Annotated in this window: 13 protein-coding genes; 9 read left to right on the top strand and 4 right to left on the bottom strand. The window is 71.1% G+C overall.

Going from position 1 to position 16,384, the window contains the following annotated elements:
- Positions 1-42: 42 nt before the first annotated feature.
- From ACIRO3_RS00920 to serA, 4 genes are all read left to right on the top strand, one after another.
- Positions 43-1,929: an acetolactate synthase large subunit gene (locus tag ACIRO3_RS00920; RefSeq protein WP_361771388.1), complete on the top strand. Its 1,887-nt coding sequence runs from the start codon at positions 43-45 to the stop codon at positions 1,927-1,929.
- 32 nt (positions 1,930-1,961) lie between these two features.
- Positions 1,962-2,486 (top strand): acetolactate synthase small subunit, encoded by a 525-nt coding sequence (gene ilvN, locus ACIRO3_RS00915; RefSeq protein WP_053677671.1) that lies wholly within the window; start codon positions 1,962-1,964, stop codon positions 2,484-2,486.
- Between the two features lie 148 nt (positions 2,487-2,634).
- Positions 2,635-3,636 (top strand): ketol-acid reductoisomerase, encoded by a 1,002-nt coding sequence (gene ilvC, locus ACIRO3_RS00910; RefSeq protein WP_361771389.1) that lies wholly within the window; start codon positions 2,635-2,637, stop codon positions 3,634-3,636.
- A 291-nt stretch (positions 3,637-3,927) separates the two neighbouring features.
- On the top strand, positions 3,928-5,517 hold the full coding sequence (serA, locus tag ACIRO3_RS00905; protein WP_361771390.1) for a phosphoglycerate dehydrogenase: 1,590 nt from the start codon (positions 3,928-3,930) through the stop codon (positions 5,515-5,517).
- A 72-nt stretch (positions 5,518-5,589) separates the two neighbouring features.
- Here the strand turns inward: serA and ACIRO3_RS00900 are convergent, their stop codons facing one another.
- On the bottom strand, positions 5,590-7,152 hold the full coding sequence (locus ACIRO3_RS00900; RefSeq protein ID WP_404131365.1) for an MFS transporter: 1,563 nt from the start codon (positions 7,150-7,152) through the stop codon (positions 5,590-5,592).
- 89 nt (positions 7,153-7,241) lie between these two features.
- Between ACIRO3_RS00900 and ACIRO3_RS00895 the strand changes: the two genes are divergently transcribed.
- Positions 7,242-7,898, top strand: a complete 657-nt coding sequence (locus ACIRO3_RS00895) for a TetR/AcrR family transcriptional regulator (RefSeq protein WP_361771392.1) — start codon at positions 7,242-7,244, stop codon at positions 7,896-7,898.
- 26 nt (positions 7,899-7,924) lie between these two features.
- Here ACIRO3_RS00895 and ACIRO3_RS00890 read toward each other — a convergent pair whose 3' ends face one another.
- Positions 7,925-9,355, bottom strand: a complete 1,431-nt coding sequence (locus tag ACIRO3_RS00890; RefSeq protein WP_404131363.1) for a PucR family transcriptional regulator — start codon at positions 9,353-9,355, stop codon at positions 7,925-7,927.
- A gap of 198 nt (positions 9,356-9,553) precedes the next feature.
- Here ACIRO3_RS00890 and ACIRO3_RS00885 point away from each other — a divergent pair, with 198 nt between their 5' ends.
- Entirely contained in the window at positions 9,554-10,480 is a 927-nt protein-coding gene (locus ACIRO3_RS00885; RefSeq protein WP_366147783.1) for a proline dehydrogenase family protein, read from the top strand.
- Positions 10,481-10,524: 44 nt separating this feature from the next.
- Positions 10,525-12,156, top strand: a complete 1,632-nt coding sequence (pruA, locus tag ACIRO3_RS00880; RefSeq protein ID WP_361771395.1) for an L-glutamate gamma-semialdehyde dehydrogenase — start codon at positions 10,525-10,527, stop codon at positions 12,154-12,156.
- An 82-nt stretch (positions 12,157-12,238) separates the two neighbouring features.
- Here pruA and ACIRO3_RS00875 read toward each other — a convergent pair whose 3' ends face one another.
- Positions 12,239-12,940, bottom strand: coding sequence for a nitroreductase family protein (locus ACIRO3_RS00875; protein WP_361771396.1), 702 nt, complete (start codon positions 12,938-12,940; stop codon positions 12,239-12,241).
- 81 nt (positions 12,941-13,021) lie between these two features.
- On the opposite strand from ACIRO3_RS00875, the gene ACIRO3_RS00870 reads away from it, so the two are divergent.
- Together ACIRO3_RS00870 and ACIRO3_RS00865 are read left to right on the top strand one after the other, a co-directional pair.
- On the top strand, positions 13,022-13,753 hold the full coding sequence (locus ACIRO3_RS00870; protein WP_404131361.1) for a tyrosine-protein phosphatase: 732 nt from the start codon (positions 13,022-13,024) through the stop codon (positions 13,751-13,753).
- Positions 13,750-14,304 carry a GNAT family N-acetyltransferase gene (locus tag ACIRO3_RS00865; RefSeq protein ID WP_404131359.1) on the top strand — a complete coding sequence of 185 codons (555 nt, stop codon included), beginning with the start codon at positions 13,750-13,752 and terminating at the stop codon, positions 14,302-14,304. The genes ACIRO3_RS00870 and ACIRO3_RS00865 overlap by 4 nt, the downstream gene beginning before the upstream one ends.
- A gap of 31 nt (positions 14,305-14,335) precedes the next feature.
- On the opposite strand, the gene ACIRO3_RS00860 is transcribed toward ACIRO3_RS00865, so the two are convergent.
- Positions 14,336-16,363: a phosphocholine-specific phospholipase C gene (locus tag ACIRO3_RS00860; RefSeq protein WP_404131357.1), complete on the bottom strand. Its 2,028-nt coding sequence runs from the start codon at positions 16,361-16,363 to the stop codon at positions 14,336-14,338.
- Positions 16,364-16,384: the final 21 nt, after the last annotated feature.

The raw sequence follows: 16,384 nt of genomic DNA, 5'->3' as shown, positions 1-16,384 counted from the left end.
AGGATCCCCGCTCCTCGTAAAACCCTCAGCTTCGAGAAGAGAATGCCGATGACCGAGCAGGCCACCGGGGCCCACCATCCGCAGCCGCGGCCCCGTACGGGTGGACACCAGTCCGCCGCAGTTGAGCACGTCACGGGTGCGCAGTCCCTCATCCGCTCTCTCGAAGAGGTGGGGTGCGACACCGTGTTCGGGATCCCGGGCGGCGCCATCCTTCCCGCCTACGACCCGATGATGGACAGCAAGAGGGTCCGTCACATCCTGGTCCGCCACGAGCAGGGCGCCGGCCACGCCGCGACCGGCTACGCGCAGGCCACCGGCAAGGTGGGCGTCTGCATGGCCACCTCGGGCCCGGGAGCCACCAACCTCGTCACCCCGATCGCCGACGCGCACATGGACTCCGTCCCGCTCGTCGCGATCACCGGCCAGGTCTCCTCCAAGGCGATCGGCACCGACGCCTTCCAGGAGGCGGACATCGTCGGCATCACCATGCCGATCACGAAGCACAACTTCCTGGTCACGCGGGCCGAGGACATCCCGCGGACGATCGCGGAGGCGTTCCACATCGCCTCCACCGGCCGTCCCGGCCCGGTCCTGGTCGACATCGCCAAGGACGCCCTCCAGTCGAAGACCACCTTCTCGTGGCCGCCGACCCACGACCTGCCGGGCTACCGGCCCGTCACCAAGCCGCACGCGAAGCAGATCCGGGAGGCCGCCAAGCTCATCTGCGCGGCCAAGCGCCCGGTCCTGTACGTCGGCGGCGGAGTCATGAAGTCCGGCGCCACCGCCGAACTGAAGGTCCTCGCGGAACTGACCGGCGTCCCCGTCTGTACCACCCTGATGGCGCTCGGCTCCTTCCCCGACAGCCACCCGCTGCACGTCGGCATGCCCGGCATGCACGGTTCGGTCACCGGCGTCACCTCGCTGCAGAAGTCGGACCTGCTGATCGCGCTCGGCACCCGCTTCGACGACCGCGTCACCGGCAAGCTGGACAGCTTCGCCCCGTTCGCCAAGATCATCCACGCGGACATCGACCCGGCCGAGATCGGCAAGAACCGCGAGGTCGACGTCCCGATCGTCGGCGACGCCCGCGAGGTCATCGCCGACCTGATCCAGGCGGTCCAGGCCGAGCACACCGAGGGCAACGCGGGCGACTACACCGCCTGGTGGAAGGACCTCAGCCGCTGGCGCGAGACGTACCCGCTGGGCTACGACCTGCCCGCGGACGGCAGCCTCTCGCCGCAGCAGGTCATCCAGCGGATCGGCGCGCTCGCCCCCGAGCACACCATCTACGCGGCCGGCGTCGGCCAACACCAGATGTGGGCCTCGCACTTCGTGAACTACGAGGAGCCCCGCACCTGGCTGAACTCCGGCGGCGCCGGAACCATGGGCTACGCGGTCCCGGCCGCGATGGGCGCCAAGGTGGGCATGCCGGACCGCACGGTCTGGGCGATCGACGGCGACGGCTGCTTCCAGATGACCAATCAGGAACTGGTCACCTGCGCGCTGAACAACATCCCGATCAAGGTCGCGATCATCAACAACGGCGCGCTGGGCATGGTCCGCCAGTGGCAGACCCTGTTCTACAACCAGCGGTACTCCAACACGGTCCTGCACGCCGACGAGACCGGCCACGCCACCGTGGGCTCCCAGCTCGGCGAGTCCGTCGCCCCCCGCAAGGGCACCCGCGTCCCGGACTTCGTGAAGCTGTCCGAGGCCATGGGCTGCGTCGCACTGCGCTGCGAGGACCCCGCCGACCTGGACCGGGTCATCGCCGAGGCCAACGCGATCAACGACCGCCCGGTGGTCGTCGACTTCATCGTCCACGAGGACGCCATGGTGTGGCCGATGGTCGCCGCCGGCACCTCCAACGACGAGGTCATGGCAGCCCGGGGCGTCCGTCCCGACTTCGGCGACAACGAAGACGACTGAGCCGAGAGAGCCTGAGAGAGAGAACGACTCACATGTCCAAGCACACGCTCTCCGTCCTGGTCGAGAACACGCCCGGCATCCTCGCCCGGATCGCCGCCCTGTTCTCCCGCCGCGGCTTCAACATCGACTCCCTCGCGGTCGGTGTCACCGAGCACCCCGACATCTCGCGCATCACCATCGTCGTGAACGTCGAGGACCTCCCGCTGGAGCAGGTGACCAAGCAGCTCAACAAGCTGGTCAACGTGCTCAAGATCGTCGAGCTGGAACAGCACAACGCCATCGAGCGTGAACTCGTTCTGGTGAAGGTCCGCGCCGACAACGAGACCCGCTCGCAGATCGTCGAGATCGTCCAGCTGTTCCGCGCCAAGACGGTCGACGTCTCCCCGGAGGCCGTCACCATCGAGGCCACCGGCGGCACCGACAAGCTCGGCGCGATGCTGAAGATGCTGGAGCCCTTCGGCATCAAGGAACTCGTGCAGTCCGGCACGATCGCCATAGGGCGTGGCGGCCGGTCCATCACGGACCGCAGCCTGCGCGCGCTCGATCGCAGCGCCTGAGCGACCGCTCCACCGGTCGTTCGACCGCTCGCCCCGTGGGCGGCCCGCCGCGCGTCGGCGGGGCGCCCGCATGGCGAGACCGAGAAACTCACATTCCGTTCCCCGCCGTACGGTGGGAGCAACACACGCGCACCAAGGAGATATCCCAGTGGCCGAGCTGTTCTACGAGAACGACGCCGACCTGTCCATCATCGCGGGCCGCAAGGTCGCGGTCATCGGCTACGGCAGCCAGGGCCACGCCCACGCGCTGTCGCTGCGTGACTCCGGCGTCGACGTCGTCGTCGGCCTGAAGGAGGGCTCCAAGTCCAAGGCCAAGGCCGAGGAGCAGGGCCTGAAGGTCGTCTCGGTGTCCGAGGCCGCCGAGTGGGCCAACGTCATCATGATCCTGACCCCGGACCCGCTCCAGGCCGAGATCTACGAGGAGTCCATCAAGGACCACCTCCAGGACGGCGACGCGCTCTTCTTCGGTCACGGCTTCAACGTCCGCTACGGCTTCATCAAGCCCCCGGCCAACGTGGACGTCGCCCTGGTCGCCCCGAAGGGCCCGGGCCACCTGGTTCGCCGTCAGTACGAGGAAGGCCGCGGCGTGCCCTGCATCGCCGCTGTCGAGCAGGACCACAGCGGCAACGCCTTCGCCCTCGCGCTCTCCTACGCGGCCGGCATCGGCGGCACCCGCGCGGGTGTCATCAAGACCACCTTCACCGAGGAGACCGAGACCGACCTGTTCGGTGAGCAGGCCGTCCTCTGCGGTGGCGCCTCCGCGCTGGTCAAGGCCGGTTTCGAGACCCTGACCGAAGCCGGTTACCAGCCGGAGATCGCGTACTTCGAGTGCCTGCACGAGCTGAAGCTCATCGTCGACCTCATGTACGAGGGCGGCCTGGAGAAGATGCGCTGGTCGGTCTCCGAGACCGCTGAGTGGGGCGACTACATCACCGGTCCCCGCATCATCACCGACGCCACCAAGGCCGAGATGAAGCAGGTCCTCGCGGAGATCCAGAGCGGCGAGTTCGCCAACACCTGGATGGCCGAGTACAAGGCCGGTCTGCCGAAGTACAACGAGTACAAGAAGGCCGACGAGGCCCACCTGCTGGAGACCACCGGCAAGAAGCTGCGCAAGCTGATGAGCTGGGTCGACAACGACGAGAGCTGATCTCGACGCGGCGGGGCCGGGACGACGAGTCCCGGCCCCGCCGCGCACGCGCCCCCGGAGGCCGTCCGGTCCGCCGTGACGGCGGCCTCCGACCGCGCGGATTGGCCACCCCGGCCAATCACGGAAGGGTGATCCTTCCGTACAGGCGGAAACCCGCCGCGAATACGCCACTACACTGCTCAACACAACGCGTCAGGCCCACAGTGTCGTGCGTCTTCCACGCGGCTACCCCCTCCACCGCCTGCGGCCGTCGGGACGGCCGTCCGCACTGGACTTGTGAGGATGACCCACGTGAGCTCGAAACCTGTCGTACTCATCGCCGAAGAGCTGTCGCCCGCCACGGTGGACGCGCTCGGTCCGGACTTCGAGATCCGGCACGTCAACGGAGCCGACCGCGCGGAGCTGCTCCCCGCGATCGTCGACGTCGACGCGATCCTCGTCCGCTCCGCCACCAAGGTCGACGCGGAGGCCATCGCGGCCGCCAAGAAGCTGAAGGTCGTCGCGCGCGCCGGTGTCGGCCTCGACAACGTCGACGTCTCCGCCGCCACCAAGGCCGGCGTGATGGTCGTCAACGCGCCGACCTCCAACATCGTCACCGCCGCCGAGCTGGCCTGTGGCCTGCTCGTCGCCACGGCCCGCAACATCCCGCAGGCCAACACCGCCCTGAAGAACGGCGAGTGGAAGCGGAACAAGTACACGGGTGTCGAGCTCAGCGAGAAGACCCTGGGCGTCGTGGGCCTCGGCCGCATCGGCGTCCTGGTGGCCCAGCGCATGTCGGCCTTCGGCATGAAGGTCGTCGCGTACGACCCCTACGTACAGCCCGCGCGCGCCGCCCAGATGGGCGTCAAGATGCTCACGCTGGACGAGCTGCTGGAGGTCGCGGACTTCATCACCGTGCACCTGCCGAAGACCCCCGAGACCCTCGGTCTCATCGGGGACGAGGCGCTGCACAAGGTGAAGCCGTCCGTCCGCATCGTCAACGCCGCCCGCGGCGGGATCGTGGACGAGGCCGCGCTGTACACGGCCATCAAGGAGGGCCGCGTCGCCGGCGCCGGCCTCGACGTGTACGCCAAGGAGCCCTGCACGGACTCCCCGCTCTTCGAGCTCGACCAGGTCGTCTGCACCCCGCACCTGGGCGCGTCCACGGACGAGGCCCAGGAGAAGGCCGGGGTCTCGGTCGCCAAGTCGGTGCGCCTCGCGCTCGCCGGCGAACTGGTGCCCGACGCGGTCAACGTCCAGGGCGGCGTCATCGCCGAGGACGTGCGTCCGGGCCTGCCGCTCGCCGAGAAGCTCGGCCGCATCTTCACCGCCCTCGCGGGCGAGGTCGCGGTCCGCCTCGACGTCGAGGTCTGCGGCGAGATCACCCAGCACGACGTCAAGGTGCTGGAGCTCTCCGCGCTCAAGGGTGTCTTCGAGGACGTCGTCGACGAGACGGTCTCCTACGTCAACGCCCCGCTGTTCGCGCAGGAACGCGGTGTCGAGGTCCGGCTGACCACCAGCTCGGAGTCCCCGGACCACCGCAACGTGGTCACCGTCCGCGGCACCCTCTCGGACGGTCAGGAGGTGTCGGTCTCCGGCACGCTCGCGGGCCCGAAGCACCTTCAGAAGATCGTCGGCATCGGCGAGTACGACCTGGACCTGGCGCTCGCCGAGCAGATGCTCGTCCTGCGCTACGCCGACCGCCCGGGTGTTGTCGGCACCGTCGGCCGCATCCTGGGCGAGGCCGGTCTGAACATCGCGGGCATGCAGGTCGCCCGCGCCGAGGAGGGCGGCGAGGCGCTCGGCGTCCTCACCGTCGACGCCGAGGTCCCGGTGAACGTCCTCGCGGACATCGCCGCCGAGATCGGCGCCGTCTCGGCGCGCACGGTCAGCCTCGGCTGATCCTTCGGTACGCACGGGGAGGGCCCGGGGGAGACCCCCGGGCCCTTTTCGCGTTCCGTGCCGTGCGGTGGTTCAGCGCGCGGGGGCGGCGGGGGCCGCGAGGAACCCGCTCGATTCCGGTTCCGGTACCGCCTCGGGCGGGGCGGTGGGGCCGACGCCGCGCAGCAGGACCGGTGTGAGGGCCGCCGCCGCGAGCAGCAGGGCCGTGCCGCCCCAGGCCGCGTACTGCATGCCGTGGACGAACGCCTCCCGGGCCAGGCCCAGTACCCGCTGCCCGGCCTCGCCGCCGAGCGAACCGGCGGTGGCGACCGCGCCGCCCAGGGTCTCCCGGACGGCGGGCTCGGCGCCCGCCAGGTCGGAGCGGTAGACCGCGGTGCCGAGGCTGCCGAGGACGGCCATGCCCAGGGCGCCGCCGAACTCGGCGCCCGTCTCCAGCAGGGAGGCGGCCGAGCCGGCCTTCTCGGCGGGGGCGGCGCCCAGCGCGATGTCGGAGACCAGGGACATCACGACGACGATCCCGCTGGCCAGAACCCCGGCGCCGACCAGGAGCAGCCACAGGGATTCGGTACCGACCCGGCCGATCAGGGCGAACCCGGCGGCGCCGAGGGCGAAGCCGCCCGCGATGACGAGGGACCGGTCCACCGTGCGGGCGAGGACCGCGGCCACGGGGGCGGCGGCGCCGATGGCGACCGACGGGGCGAGGCTCCACAGGGCGGCCTCCAAGGTGCCCATGCCGAGCACCGATTGGAGGTACTGGGTGGTGAAGTAGGCGGAACCCATCATGGCGAAGGCGGAGACGCTCTGGAGGCCGATGCCGGCGCCGAAGCCCCGGTGGCGGAAGAGGGCCCGGCCGACCATGGCGTCTTCGCGGCCCCGTTGGCGGCGCACGAACACGTACCCGAAGGCCAGGCCGACGGCGACGCAGGCGGTGTGGAGCGGTGCGAGGCCCTCGGCGGCGATCTCCTTGAGGCCGTACACCAGCGGCAGCACGGCGGCCATCGACAGCGGGACGCTCGGCAGGTCGAAGCGGCCCGGGGCGGGGTCCTTGAACTCCGGTACGAGCACCGGGACCAGGACCAGCAGGAGCAGCATCGCGGGGACGTTGACCAGGAAGACGGAACCCCAGTGGAAGTGGTTCAGCATCACGCCGCTCATCACGGAGCCGAGTGCGATGCCGCCGGTCATGGCGCCGGACCAGATGGCGATGGCCTGGGCGCGCTGCCTGGCGTCCTGGAAGAGGTTCCGTACGAGGGCCAGGGTGGACGGCATCAGCGTCGCGCCGCCGACGCCGAGCAGCACCCGGCAGGCGATCAGCATCTCGGCGCTGGTCGCGTACCCGGCGCCGACGGAGGCGAGGCCGAAGGCGCTCGCGCCGATCAGCAGCAGTTTGCGGCGCCCGACGCGGTCGCCGAGGGAACCCATCGTGATCAGCAGCCCGGAGAGGGCGAAGGCGTAACTGTCGAAGATCCAGAGCTGCTGGGTGGCGCTCGGGTCCAGCTCCCGCGTGATGGCGGGGATGGCGAAGTAGAGGACGGAGACGTCCATCGAGACCAGGAGCAGGGGCAGCAACAGGACGGTGAAGGCGGTCCATTCGCGGCGGCCGGCGAGGTGCGCCGGGACAGCGGGGTTCGTCATGAACAGGAATGTACAAGCGTCATAAACGTCTGTCTAGTACGAGCGTATGGAACTTCTGTATAGGACGCTTGTCTTGCTACCGTGTCGGCATGGGACATCGCGAAGATCTGCTCCAGGGCGCCAAGGAATGCCTGGTCGAGAAGGGGTTCGTGCGCACGACCGCGCGCGACATCGTCAAGGCCTCGGGCGCCAACCTCGCCTCCATCGGCTATCACTACGGCTCGAAGGACGCCCTGCTCACCCAGGCGTTCATCGAGCTGATCTCCGACTGGGGCGACACGTTCACGGCCGGCCTCGCGGGGGAGGGCGGCTCGCTGGAGCGCTTCCGGTCGGTGTGGGAGGGCGTGCACGCCGGACACGAGGAATCGGGTCCCATCTGGGCGGCGAGCCTGGAGGTCGCGCTGACCCGGGACGGCCTCCCGGAGCTGCGCCGGCTGCTCGCGGCCTCGCAGGACGAGGGGCGCCGGGGGATGGTCTCCATGTTCACCGGCGTGCCGGAGGACCGGTTGGAGGACGAGGACGTGCGCACGCTCGGCACCTTCTACCAGGCGCTGCTCAACGGGTTCATGATCCAGTGGCTCTTCGACGCCGAAAGCGCCGGTACCCCGGCCGAGTTGACCGAGGGGATGCGGCGGGCGGCGGAACTCATGGCGAAGACGGCGGGTGCGGGAGCGCCCGGGGACGCGGCCGACGGGGCGCCGGCGGAGGGCGCGGTCGACGCCTCGGCCGTGGAGCCCACCGCCTGAGTCGTGCCCCTCGCCCCGCGCGCGGATCAGTCCAGGCGGGCGGCCTTGAGGGACATGTGCAGCAACAGCCGGTCCTCGCCCTCGTCCAGGTCGAGGCCCGTCAGTTGCTCCACCCGGCCCAGCCGGTAGTACAGGGTTTGGCGGTGGATCCCCAGGGCCGCCGCCGCCCGGCCCGCCTGCCCGGCGCAGTCCAGGAACACCTCGGCGGTACGGGCCAGTTCCCGGTGCGCCGCGCCCAACAGGACCCGAGTGGAGGGGTCCTGTGCCCGGCCCGCCGTCAACGAGGCCAGCAGCCGGTACGGGCCGATGGCCGACCACCGCGCCACCTGCCCGAGCCGGGGCTGCGCCGCCGCCGCCCTGGCCGCCGCCGCGGCCTCGGCCCACGCGTCGCCGAGCGAGGCCAGCCCCCGCCGGGGCTCGGCCACGCCGGCGGTCGCGGCGCGGGGCCCCGCCGGGGTCTCCGGGCGGGGGAGCAGGCGGGCGGCCAGCGCCTCCACCGGGGTGACGGAGTCCGCCGAGCGGAGCCTGACCAGCACCGCCAGGGCCGCCTGGCCGGGACCCGGGTCCCCGTCGACCCCGTCCGGCCCGCCGGTACCGGCGACGGGACGCCCACCCGGCCGGGCCTCGGCGCGGCCACCCGGGTGATCGGCGGTTCGGCCGGACGTGCCCCGCCGGCCCGCCGCATCCCGCCCCGCCGCACCCGGAACCGACGCGGAGGCGCCCCGCCCCGAGGCGGCCCGACCGGCCGCGCCCCGAACCGCCGCGGCGCGGTCCGGCGCGCCCCGGTCGGCCGGGCCCGGGCCCGTGCCGTCTCCGCCGCCCGGCCAGGGCCACGGCACCACGCACACCGCGGCCGCCCCCGGCACCGAACCCGGGGCCTCCCCGGCCCACGGGGTCACGCACACCACCGCGTGGAGCCCGTCGCCGTCCGGCCCCAGGGCCGTGCGCAGCGCCGACAGGGCCATGTCCCGCTGCCAGCCGCGGTCGGCCGTGAGCGCCGCGCGGAACTCCCTCGACAGGTCCGCCCCGGCCTTGGCCTCCTCGGCGAGCAGCACCCCCATCCGGTCGGCGACCTCCATGGCGGCGGTGAGCGCCTGCGGGCCGGGTCCCGCGTCGGGTCCGGACTCCGGGTCGAGGAGCCACACGTACCCCTGGACGATCCCCCGGTAGCGCACGGGCAGGCAGAGCCGGCCCCGGACGACCCCGGCGTCGGGCGCGGCCGGGATGCGTACCGGACCGGTGGCGCGGGCGATGCCGAAGCCCTCGAACCAGGACCGGACCGCGGCCGTGGACTGCCGGGTCAGGATCGAGCGGGTGCGGACCGGGTCCATGGCCGCGTCGTCGTCGCCGTCGTGCGCCCCGAAGGCGATGAGGCGGAAGTCGCGGTTCTCCAGCGTCGCCGGGGCGCCGAGCAGCGCCGAGATCTCGTCCACCAGGTCCTGGTAATCGCCCTTCACCCGGCCATTCTCCCACCCGCGGAACGTTCCTTCAGACAGATGTATGAGTTGTCGACAACGGATGCGTGACAGCTGTCGATGGCAGAGGATCGTGGAGATCCTTAGGTTTCACGGTGGTTTTACTTGCGTTTCTCCTACGTCCACGCCACGCCGGCGCGAGATCGTGAATCTGCTTCTGCCACCCGTTGGAGGTGCCCCGTGCTGGGTCCCGCGATCCTCGCCGCTTCCCGCAGCGACAAGCTGCGCCGCATCGTCTCCGCCGCCCCGGTGACCAAGCCCGTGGTGAACCGGTTCATCCCCGGTGAGACGGTCGGCCAGGTCATCCCGATCGTGGAGGACCTCACGCGCAAGGGTCTGGAAGTCACCCTCGACGTGGTCGGCGAGGACATCACCGCCGTGGAGCAGTCCCACGCCGCGCGCGACGCCTACCTCGAACTGATCGAGCGCCTGGCCGACCTGGGCCTGGGCGAGACCGTCGAGATGTCCGTCAAGCTCTCGATGTTCGGCCAGGCCCTCGAAGGCGGCCACGAGCTGGCCCTCGCCAACGTGCGCCCGGTCGTCGAGGCCGCCGCGGCGATCGGCACCACCGTCACCCTGGACGCCGAGGACCACACCACCCTCGACTCGATGTTCGCCATCCACGAGGAACTGCGCCGGGACTTCCCGCAGACCGGCTGCGTGATCCAGGCCTACCTCTTCCGCACCGAGGCCGACGCCCACCGGCTCGCCGAGGCCGGCAGCCGCGTCCGGATCGTGAAGGGCGCCTACAAGGAGCCCGCCGAGGTCGCCTACCAGGACAAGGCCGAGATCGACAAGGCGTACGTCCGCATCATGCGCATCCTGATGGAGGGCGAGGGGTACCCGATGATCGGGTCCCACGACCCGCGCCTGATCGCCATCGCCCAGGAGCTGGCCCGCAAGGCCGGGCGCAAGCCCGACGAGTACGAGTTCCAGATGCTGTACGGGATCCGCAGCGACGAGCACCTGCGGCTGGCCGCCGAGGGGCACCGGATGCGCGTCTACACCGCGTACGGGACCGACTGGTACGGCTACTTCATGCGCCGCCTCGCGGAGAAGCCGGCCAACCTGCTCTTCTTCCTCCGCTCGATGATCACCAAGAACTAGGTCCAGAACCAGGTTCAGAACTAGCTCAAGGAGTTGCCAGACCCATGGATGCTGTGACCCAGGTCCCCGCGCCGGTCAACGAGCCGGTCCACTCGTACGCCCCCGGCAGCGCGGAGCGCGCACGTCTCGAAATCCAGCTCAAGCAGCTGTCCGAGAACCCGATCGACCTCCCCATGACGATCGACGGCGTCAAGCGGATGGGTGGCGGCGAGCGCTTCGACGTCGTCCAGCCGCACGACCACAAGTCGGTCATCGGCACCTACGCCAACGCCACCGAGGCCGACGCCCAGGCCGCCGTCGACGCCGCCCTGGCCGCCGCCCCGGCCTGGCGCGCGATGGACTTCGACGACCGCGCCGCGATCATCCTGCGCGCCGCCGAGCTGCTGGCCGGCCCGTGGCGCGAGAAGCTGGCCGCCTCGACCATGCTGGGCCAGTCGAAGACCGCCCAGCAGGCGGAGATCGACACCCCCTGCGAGCTCGTCGACTTCTGGCGCTTCAACGTCCACTTCGCCCGCCAGATCCTGGCCGAGCAGCCGGCCGCGAACAGCGCCGGCGTGTGGAACCGCAGCGACCACCGCCCGCTGGAGGGCTTCGTCTACGCGATCACGCCGTTCAACTTCACGGCCATCGCCGGCAACCTGCCGACCGCCCCGGCCCTCATGGGCAACGTGGTCGTGTGGAAGCCGTCCCCGACGCAGACCCACTCCGCGGTCCTGCTGATGGAGGTCCTGGAGGCGGCCGGTCTGCCCAAGGGCGTCATCAACCTGGTGACCGGCGACGGCATCGCCGTCTCCGAGGTGGCCCTGAACCACCCCGAGCTGGCCGGCATCCACTTCACCGGCTCGACCAAGACCTTCCAGCACCTGTGGAAGACCGTCGGCAACAACATCGAGAAGTACAAGTCCTACCCGCGCCTGGTCGGCGAGACCGGCGGCAAGGACTTCGTCGTCGCCCACCCGTCCGCGGACCGCGACATCCTGAAGACCGCGCTGACCCGCGGCTCCTTCGAGTTCCAGGGCCAGAAGTGCTCGGCCTCCTCGCGCGCCTACATCCCGGCGTCGATCTGGAACGACGGCTTCAAGGAGGCCTTCGCGGCCGAGGTCGACGGCATCACCATGGGTGACGTCCGCGACCTGACGAACTTCATCGGCGCCGTCATCGACGAGCGCTCGTTCGCCAAGAACAAGGCCGCGATCGACCGTGCCAAGGCCGACCCGACCTGCACGATCATCGCCGGCGGCCGCTACGACGACTCGGAGGGCTACTTCGTCCGCCCGACCGTCATCGCCTGCACCGACCCGGAGAACGAGGTCTTCACGACCGAGTACTTCGGCCCGATCCTCGCCGTGCACGTCTACGAGGACGCGGACTTCGACGCGATGCTGGAGCAGATGGAGTCGGTGTCCGCGTACGCGCTGACCGGCGCCGTCATCGCCCAGGACCGCTACGCGGCGGCCGACGCGATGGAGAAGCTCCGCTTCGCGGCGGGCAACTTCTACATCAACGACAAGTCGACCGGCGCCGTCGTCGGCCAGCAGCCCTTCGGCGGCGGCCGCGCGTCCGGCACGAACGACAAGGCGGGCGCGGCCTCCAACCTGCTGCGCTGGACCTCGACCCGCTCCATCAAGGAGACCCTGGTCCCGCCGACCGACTACGCGTACCCCCACATGGGCTGACCTCCCCGGCCTGCGCGAACCCCGCCCCCGCTCCGGTACCCCCAAGTCCGGAGCGGGGGCGGTCCAGGTTCCGGGGCGGCTCTCAGACCTCGACGATGACCTGGTCCAGGGACTTGCGCAGCAGATCGGGAACCTCGCAGTCGTCGGCCGGGTAGCCGACGGGGATGACCGCGAAGGCCTTCTCGTTCTCCGGACGGTTCAGGACGTGGCCCAGGAAGCGCATCGGGCTCGGCGTGTGGATCAGTGCGGCGAGCCCGCTCAGGTGGAGGGCGGACAGGAGCATGCCGACGGCGATGCCGACCGACTCGTCCACGTAGTAGTGCTTGCGCTTCGTGCCGTCGGGTCCCAGCCAGTACCGCTGCTGGAAGACCACGATCAGGGCCGGAGCGTCGGTCAGGTGGGTCTTGACCGCGTCGGTACCGATGGGGCGCAGCGCGGCGAGCCATTCGTCGCCGAGCCGGCCGTCGTAGGAGATCTGTTCCTCCTGCTCGGCGGCGGCGCGGATCTGCTGACGGATCTCGGGATCCTTGACCAGGACGAACGTCCAGGGCTGCTGGTGCGCCCCCGACGGGGCGGTCGCGGCGCAGGCCACGGCGTCCAGGACGACCTGCTCGGGCACCGGGTCGGGGGAGAAGTGGCGGACGGTGCGCCGCTCGTCCATCCGCGCCCTCAACTCGGCCGCGCGCGCCAGGGATTCCGGGCCCGGCATGCGCGCGGGTCGGTACGGGACGGGCCGGTAGGGCCGGCCATGGGTGGGGGTCCACTGCTGGGTCTCAGGCGACATGGGCAGATCTTCACGCGCGGAACCGCTCGCCGCCAGGGCCGCGTCATGAGCATCTGTCCGATGTGTACTGACAGGGGGGCTATGAACATGGCACGGGTCGGTCGATTTCTGGAGTGGGACGGGTGCTTCAACGCGCGTGACCTGGGTGGCCTGGGAGAGGTGGTGCCGGGGGCGGCCGTCCGCGCGGACCAGCTCGACCGGCTCACCGGACGGGGCTGGACCACCCTGGTCGCCCACGGCGTGCGGACCGTCGTCGACCTGCGCGATGACGAGGAGGTGGAGGTGGACCGCGCGCCCCGACCGGACGTCCTGACCACCGTGCGGACACCCCTGGACGGGCTGGAGCACCGGGACTTCTGGGACGAGTGGTGGGGGACCCCGGGCTTCGCCACTCCTGCGTATTTCCAGCCTTTCCTGGAGCGTTTCCCCGACCGCGTCGCCGCCGTGGCCCGCGCGATCGCCGACGCCCCGCCCGGCGGGGTCGCCTTCCACTGCGGTCTGGGCCGCGACCGGACCGGGATCATCGCCCTCGTCCTGCTCCGGCTCGCCGGGGCGAGCCCCCGGGAGATCGCCACCGATCACGGGCTGAGCGAGTCGCGGGTACGGGACAGGTACGCCGCGCAGGGCCGACCGTACGACGGCGCGGAGATCGAGACGTACGTCGCCGGGCTCGGCACCACCGTCCACGCACTGGCCCGGCGGACCGCGGAGGGGTTGGACGCCCGGACCCACCTGCTCGACGCCGGGCTCGACGCGGACACCGTGGACGGGCTCGCCGGCCGGCTGCGGGGCGTTGGTACCGTCCCCGGGTGACAGCGAACGCGAGCGGCGCCATCCTCCTGCGGCACACCTGCGAACTGGGCACGGTGGAACTCGGCGGGATCCGCGCGCTGCTGGACGACGCCTTCGAGGGGGACTTCGCCGACGAGGACTTCGAGCACGCGCTCGGCGGGATGCACGCGCTGCTGCGGGAGGACGGTGTGCTGCTCGCGCACGGCAGCGTCGTGCAACGCCGGGTCGTGCACGCCGGCCGGGCCCTGCGGACCGGGTACGTCGAGGCGGTGGCCGTACGCTCCGACCGGCGCCGACGTGGTCTCGCCGGGCGGGTCGTGGCCGAACTGGAGGGTGTGATCGGACGGGCCTACGAACTGGGCGCCCTGTCCGCCTCCGAGGACGGAGCCGCCCTGTACGCGGGGCGCGGCTGGCGGGTGTGGGGCGGCCGGATCGGGGTGCTCGGCCCGGCCGGGCCGGAGCGCCTCGCCGAGGAGGAGGGCTCCACGTACCTCTGGGCACCGCCCGGCGGGGCCCTGTTGGACCCCACCGGGCGGCTCGACTTCGACTGGCGCAACGGGGACGTGCTCTAGCCGTCCTGTCGTCGAGGTCCCTGCCGGCGGCTCAGCCCGAGACGCTCGGCGCCCCGTACTCGATGTGGCCCGTGTAGCGGCGCGACCAGGTGCCGTCGGAGTCGGCCAGGATCGTGAAGTCGTACCAACCGGCGTTGTAGGCGACCGCGTTGAAGAAGTCCTCGCGCGAGGAGTTCGCCGGGACCTTGTACGTCCAGGGGCCGTCCGTGCGGTAGGCGTCGGAACGGATCGTGAAGGTGACCGCCGTCGCGGAGGTGTTGGTCATCTTGAAGTACAGGGCGGTCTTGCCCGTGCCCGGTTCCACCGCGAAGCGCGCCGCGACCTCGATCGCCCTGCCCGCCTTGGACGCGTCGCCGATGAAGCGGCGAAGGAAACGGTTCGGCCCGTGCATCGAGATGTCGTACTTGCCGGAGCCACTGCCGAGGCCGACGCTGAAGTAGTCCGTCGCCGTGGTGCCCGCGTCCACCGTGTACTGCCAGGGCGTCGTGTCACGGTGCTGGTGCGGGTGGATCGAGAAGTGCGCGGGCCGCTTGGCCTGCGCGCCCTGGTTGGCCATCGAGAACCAGGCCAGGATCTTCCCGGCGGCCCCGAACTCGAAGCGGTCCAGATTGCCGTTCACCTGGTAGGGCAGGATCCGCGCCGGTCGGGTGCCGGGCTCCTGCGCCGGGAGCGCGTTGTCCTGCGGGGCCGGGTTGGGCAGCGGGGCACAGGTGGCCTGGCCGATGACCTTCGCGGTCGAGGGGAGACCGGCGGGAACGCCGTGGACGGGGTGCGCGAAGTCGAAGACGCCGGTCAGGTCGCCCACCACCCTGCGGCGCCAGGCGCTGATGTTCGGACAGGTCGCGGGGGTGCCGAGGGCCGTCGTCCAGGTCTCCATGAACCGCAGCACCGACGTGTGGTCGAACACTTCGGAGCTGACCCAGCCACCCCGGGTCCACGGGGACATCACGATCATCGGGACGCGGAAACCCAGCCCGATCGGGAGTCCGTCGAGGTACTCGCCGGGCGTGCCGGGCGGCGCGACGGGCGGCGGCACGTGGTCGAAGAAGCCGTCGTTCTCGTCGTAGTCGAGGAAGAGGACGGTGGAGTCGAAGACCTCCGGGTTCGCGGCGAGGGCGCGGTAGACCAGGTCCACGAAGTGCGCGCCGTCACCGGGCGGCGCGTACGGGTGCTCGGAGAAGGCCTCGCTCGCCACCACCCAGGACACCTGCGGGAGGGTCCCGGCGACGACGTCGGCGCGGATCGCGGCCGCGATGTCGTCCGGGGTGGAACCGGTGACCTTGGGGACGGAGCCCATGCCGCGGTCCCACAGCGGGTTGCCGGGGGCCGCGTCGGTGAACTTCCTGAAGTAGGCCAGGCCGTTGTCCCCGTAGTTGTCCTGGGCGTTCTGGTAGACCTTCCAGCTCATCCCGGCCCGCTGGAGCGCCTCCGCGTACGTCTCCCAGGTCAACCCGGACTCGTCGCCGCCGTCCTTGCTGGTCGCGTCGATCTTGCCGCTCCACAGGAAGGTGCGGTTGGGGCCGGTCGCGCTGAGGGCGGAGCAGAAGTAGGCGTCGCAGATCGTGTAGTGGTCGGCGAGCCCGTAGTGGAAGGGGATGTCACCCCGGTCCAGGTGGCCGAGGGTGCGGGTGTTGCCGACACCGGCCACGAAGTTGTCCATGCGGCCCTTGTTCCAGGCCGCGTGCTGCGAGGTCCAGCTGTGCGGGAGGTCCCCGGTGCACTGCGCGAGGGTCTCGCCGTCCACCCCGCCCGCCGGCGGGGTGGCGCTGAGTTTCCACGGGTACTGGCGCCCGCCCCAGTTCGGCTGGTTGAACGTGCCCCAGCCGCCGGGGAGGTTGCCCGCGGCGCGGTCGCCGAAGCCGCGGACGCCCTTCAGCCGACCGAAGTAGTGGTCGAAGCTGCGGTTCTCCTGCATGAGGATCACCACGTGCTTCACGTCGGTGATCGTGCCGGTGGCGGCGGCCGCGGCCGCCGAGGTCGCGGTGACCGCGGGCAGGCCGGCGCCCGCCACCAGCCCGGCGCCGATTCCCACGAAGCCCCTGCGACTGATCGGTGTCACTGACTGCTCGCCTCCAACTCG

The sequence above is a fragment of the Streptomyces sp. NPDC102278 genome, assembly GCF_044766345.1.
Taxonomy (GTDB): Bacteria; Actinomycetota; Actinomycetes; order Streptomycetales; family Streptomycetaceae; genus Streptomyces.
This window is presented reverse-complemented; position numbering and strand designations above follow the sequence as displayed.

What these genes read in the sequence shown, in the direction of transcription:
- pruA (WP_361771395.1), top strand. Translation starts at nt 10,525, where the DNA reads ATGGATGCTGTGACCCAGGTCCCCGCGCCGGTCAACGAGCCGGTCCAC.
- ACIRO3_RS00900 (WP_404131365.1), bottom strand. Translation starts at nt 7,152, where the DNA reads ATGACGAACCCCGCTGTCCCGGCGCACCTCGCCGGCCGCCGCGAATGG.
- ACIRO3_RS00895 (WP_361771392.1), top strand. Translation starts at nt 7,242, where the DNA reads ATGGGACATCGCGAAGATCTGCTCCAGGGCGCCAAGGAATGCCTGGTC.
- ACIRO3_RS00920 (WP_361771388.1), top strand. Translation starts at nt 43, where the DNA reads ATGCCGATGACCGAGCAGGCCACCGGGGCCCACCATCCGCAGCCGCGG.
- ilvN (WP_053677671.1), top strand. Translation starts at nt 1,962, where the DNA reads ATGTCCAAGCACACGCTCTCCGTCCTGGTCGAGAACACGCCCGGCATC.
- ACIRO3_RS00870 (WP_404131361.1), top strand. Translation starts at nt 13,022, where the DNA reads ATGAACATGGCACGGGTCGGTCGATTTCTGGAGTGGGACGGGTGCTTC.
- ACIRO3_RS00875 (WP_361771396.1), bottom strand. Translation starts at nt 12,940, where the DNA reads ATGTCGCCTGAGACCCAGCAGTGGACCCCCACCCATGGCCGGCCCTAC.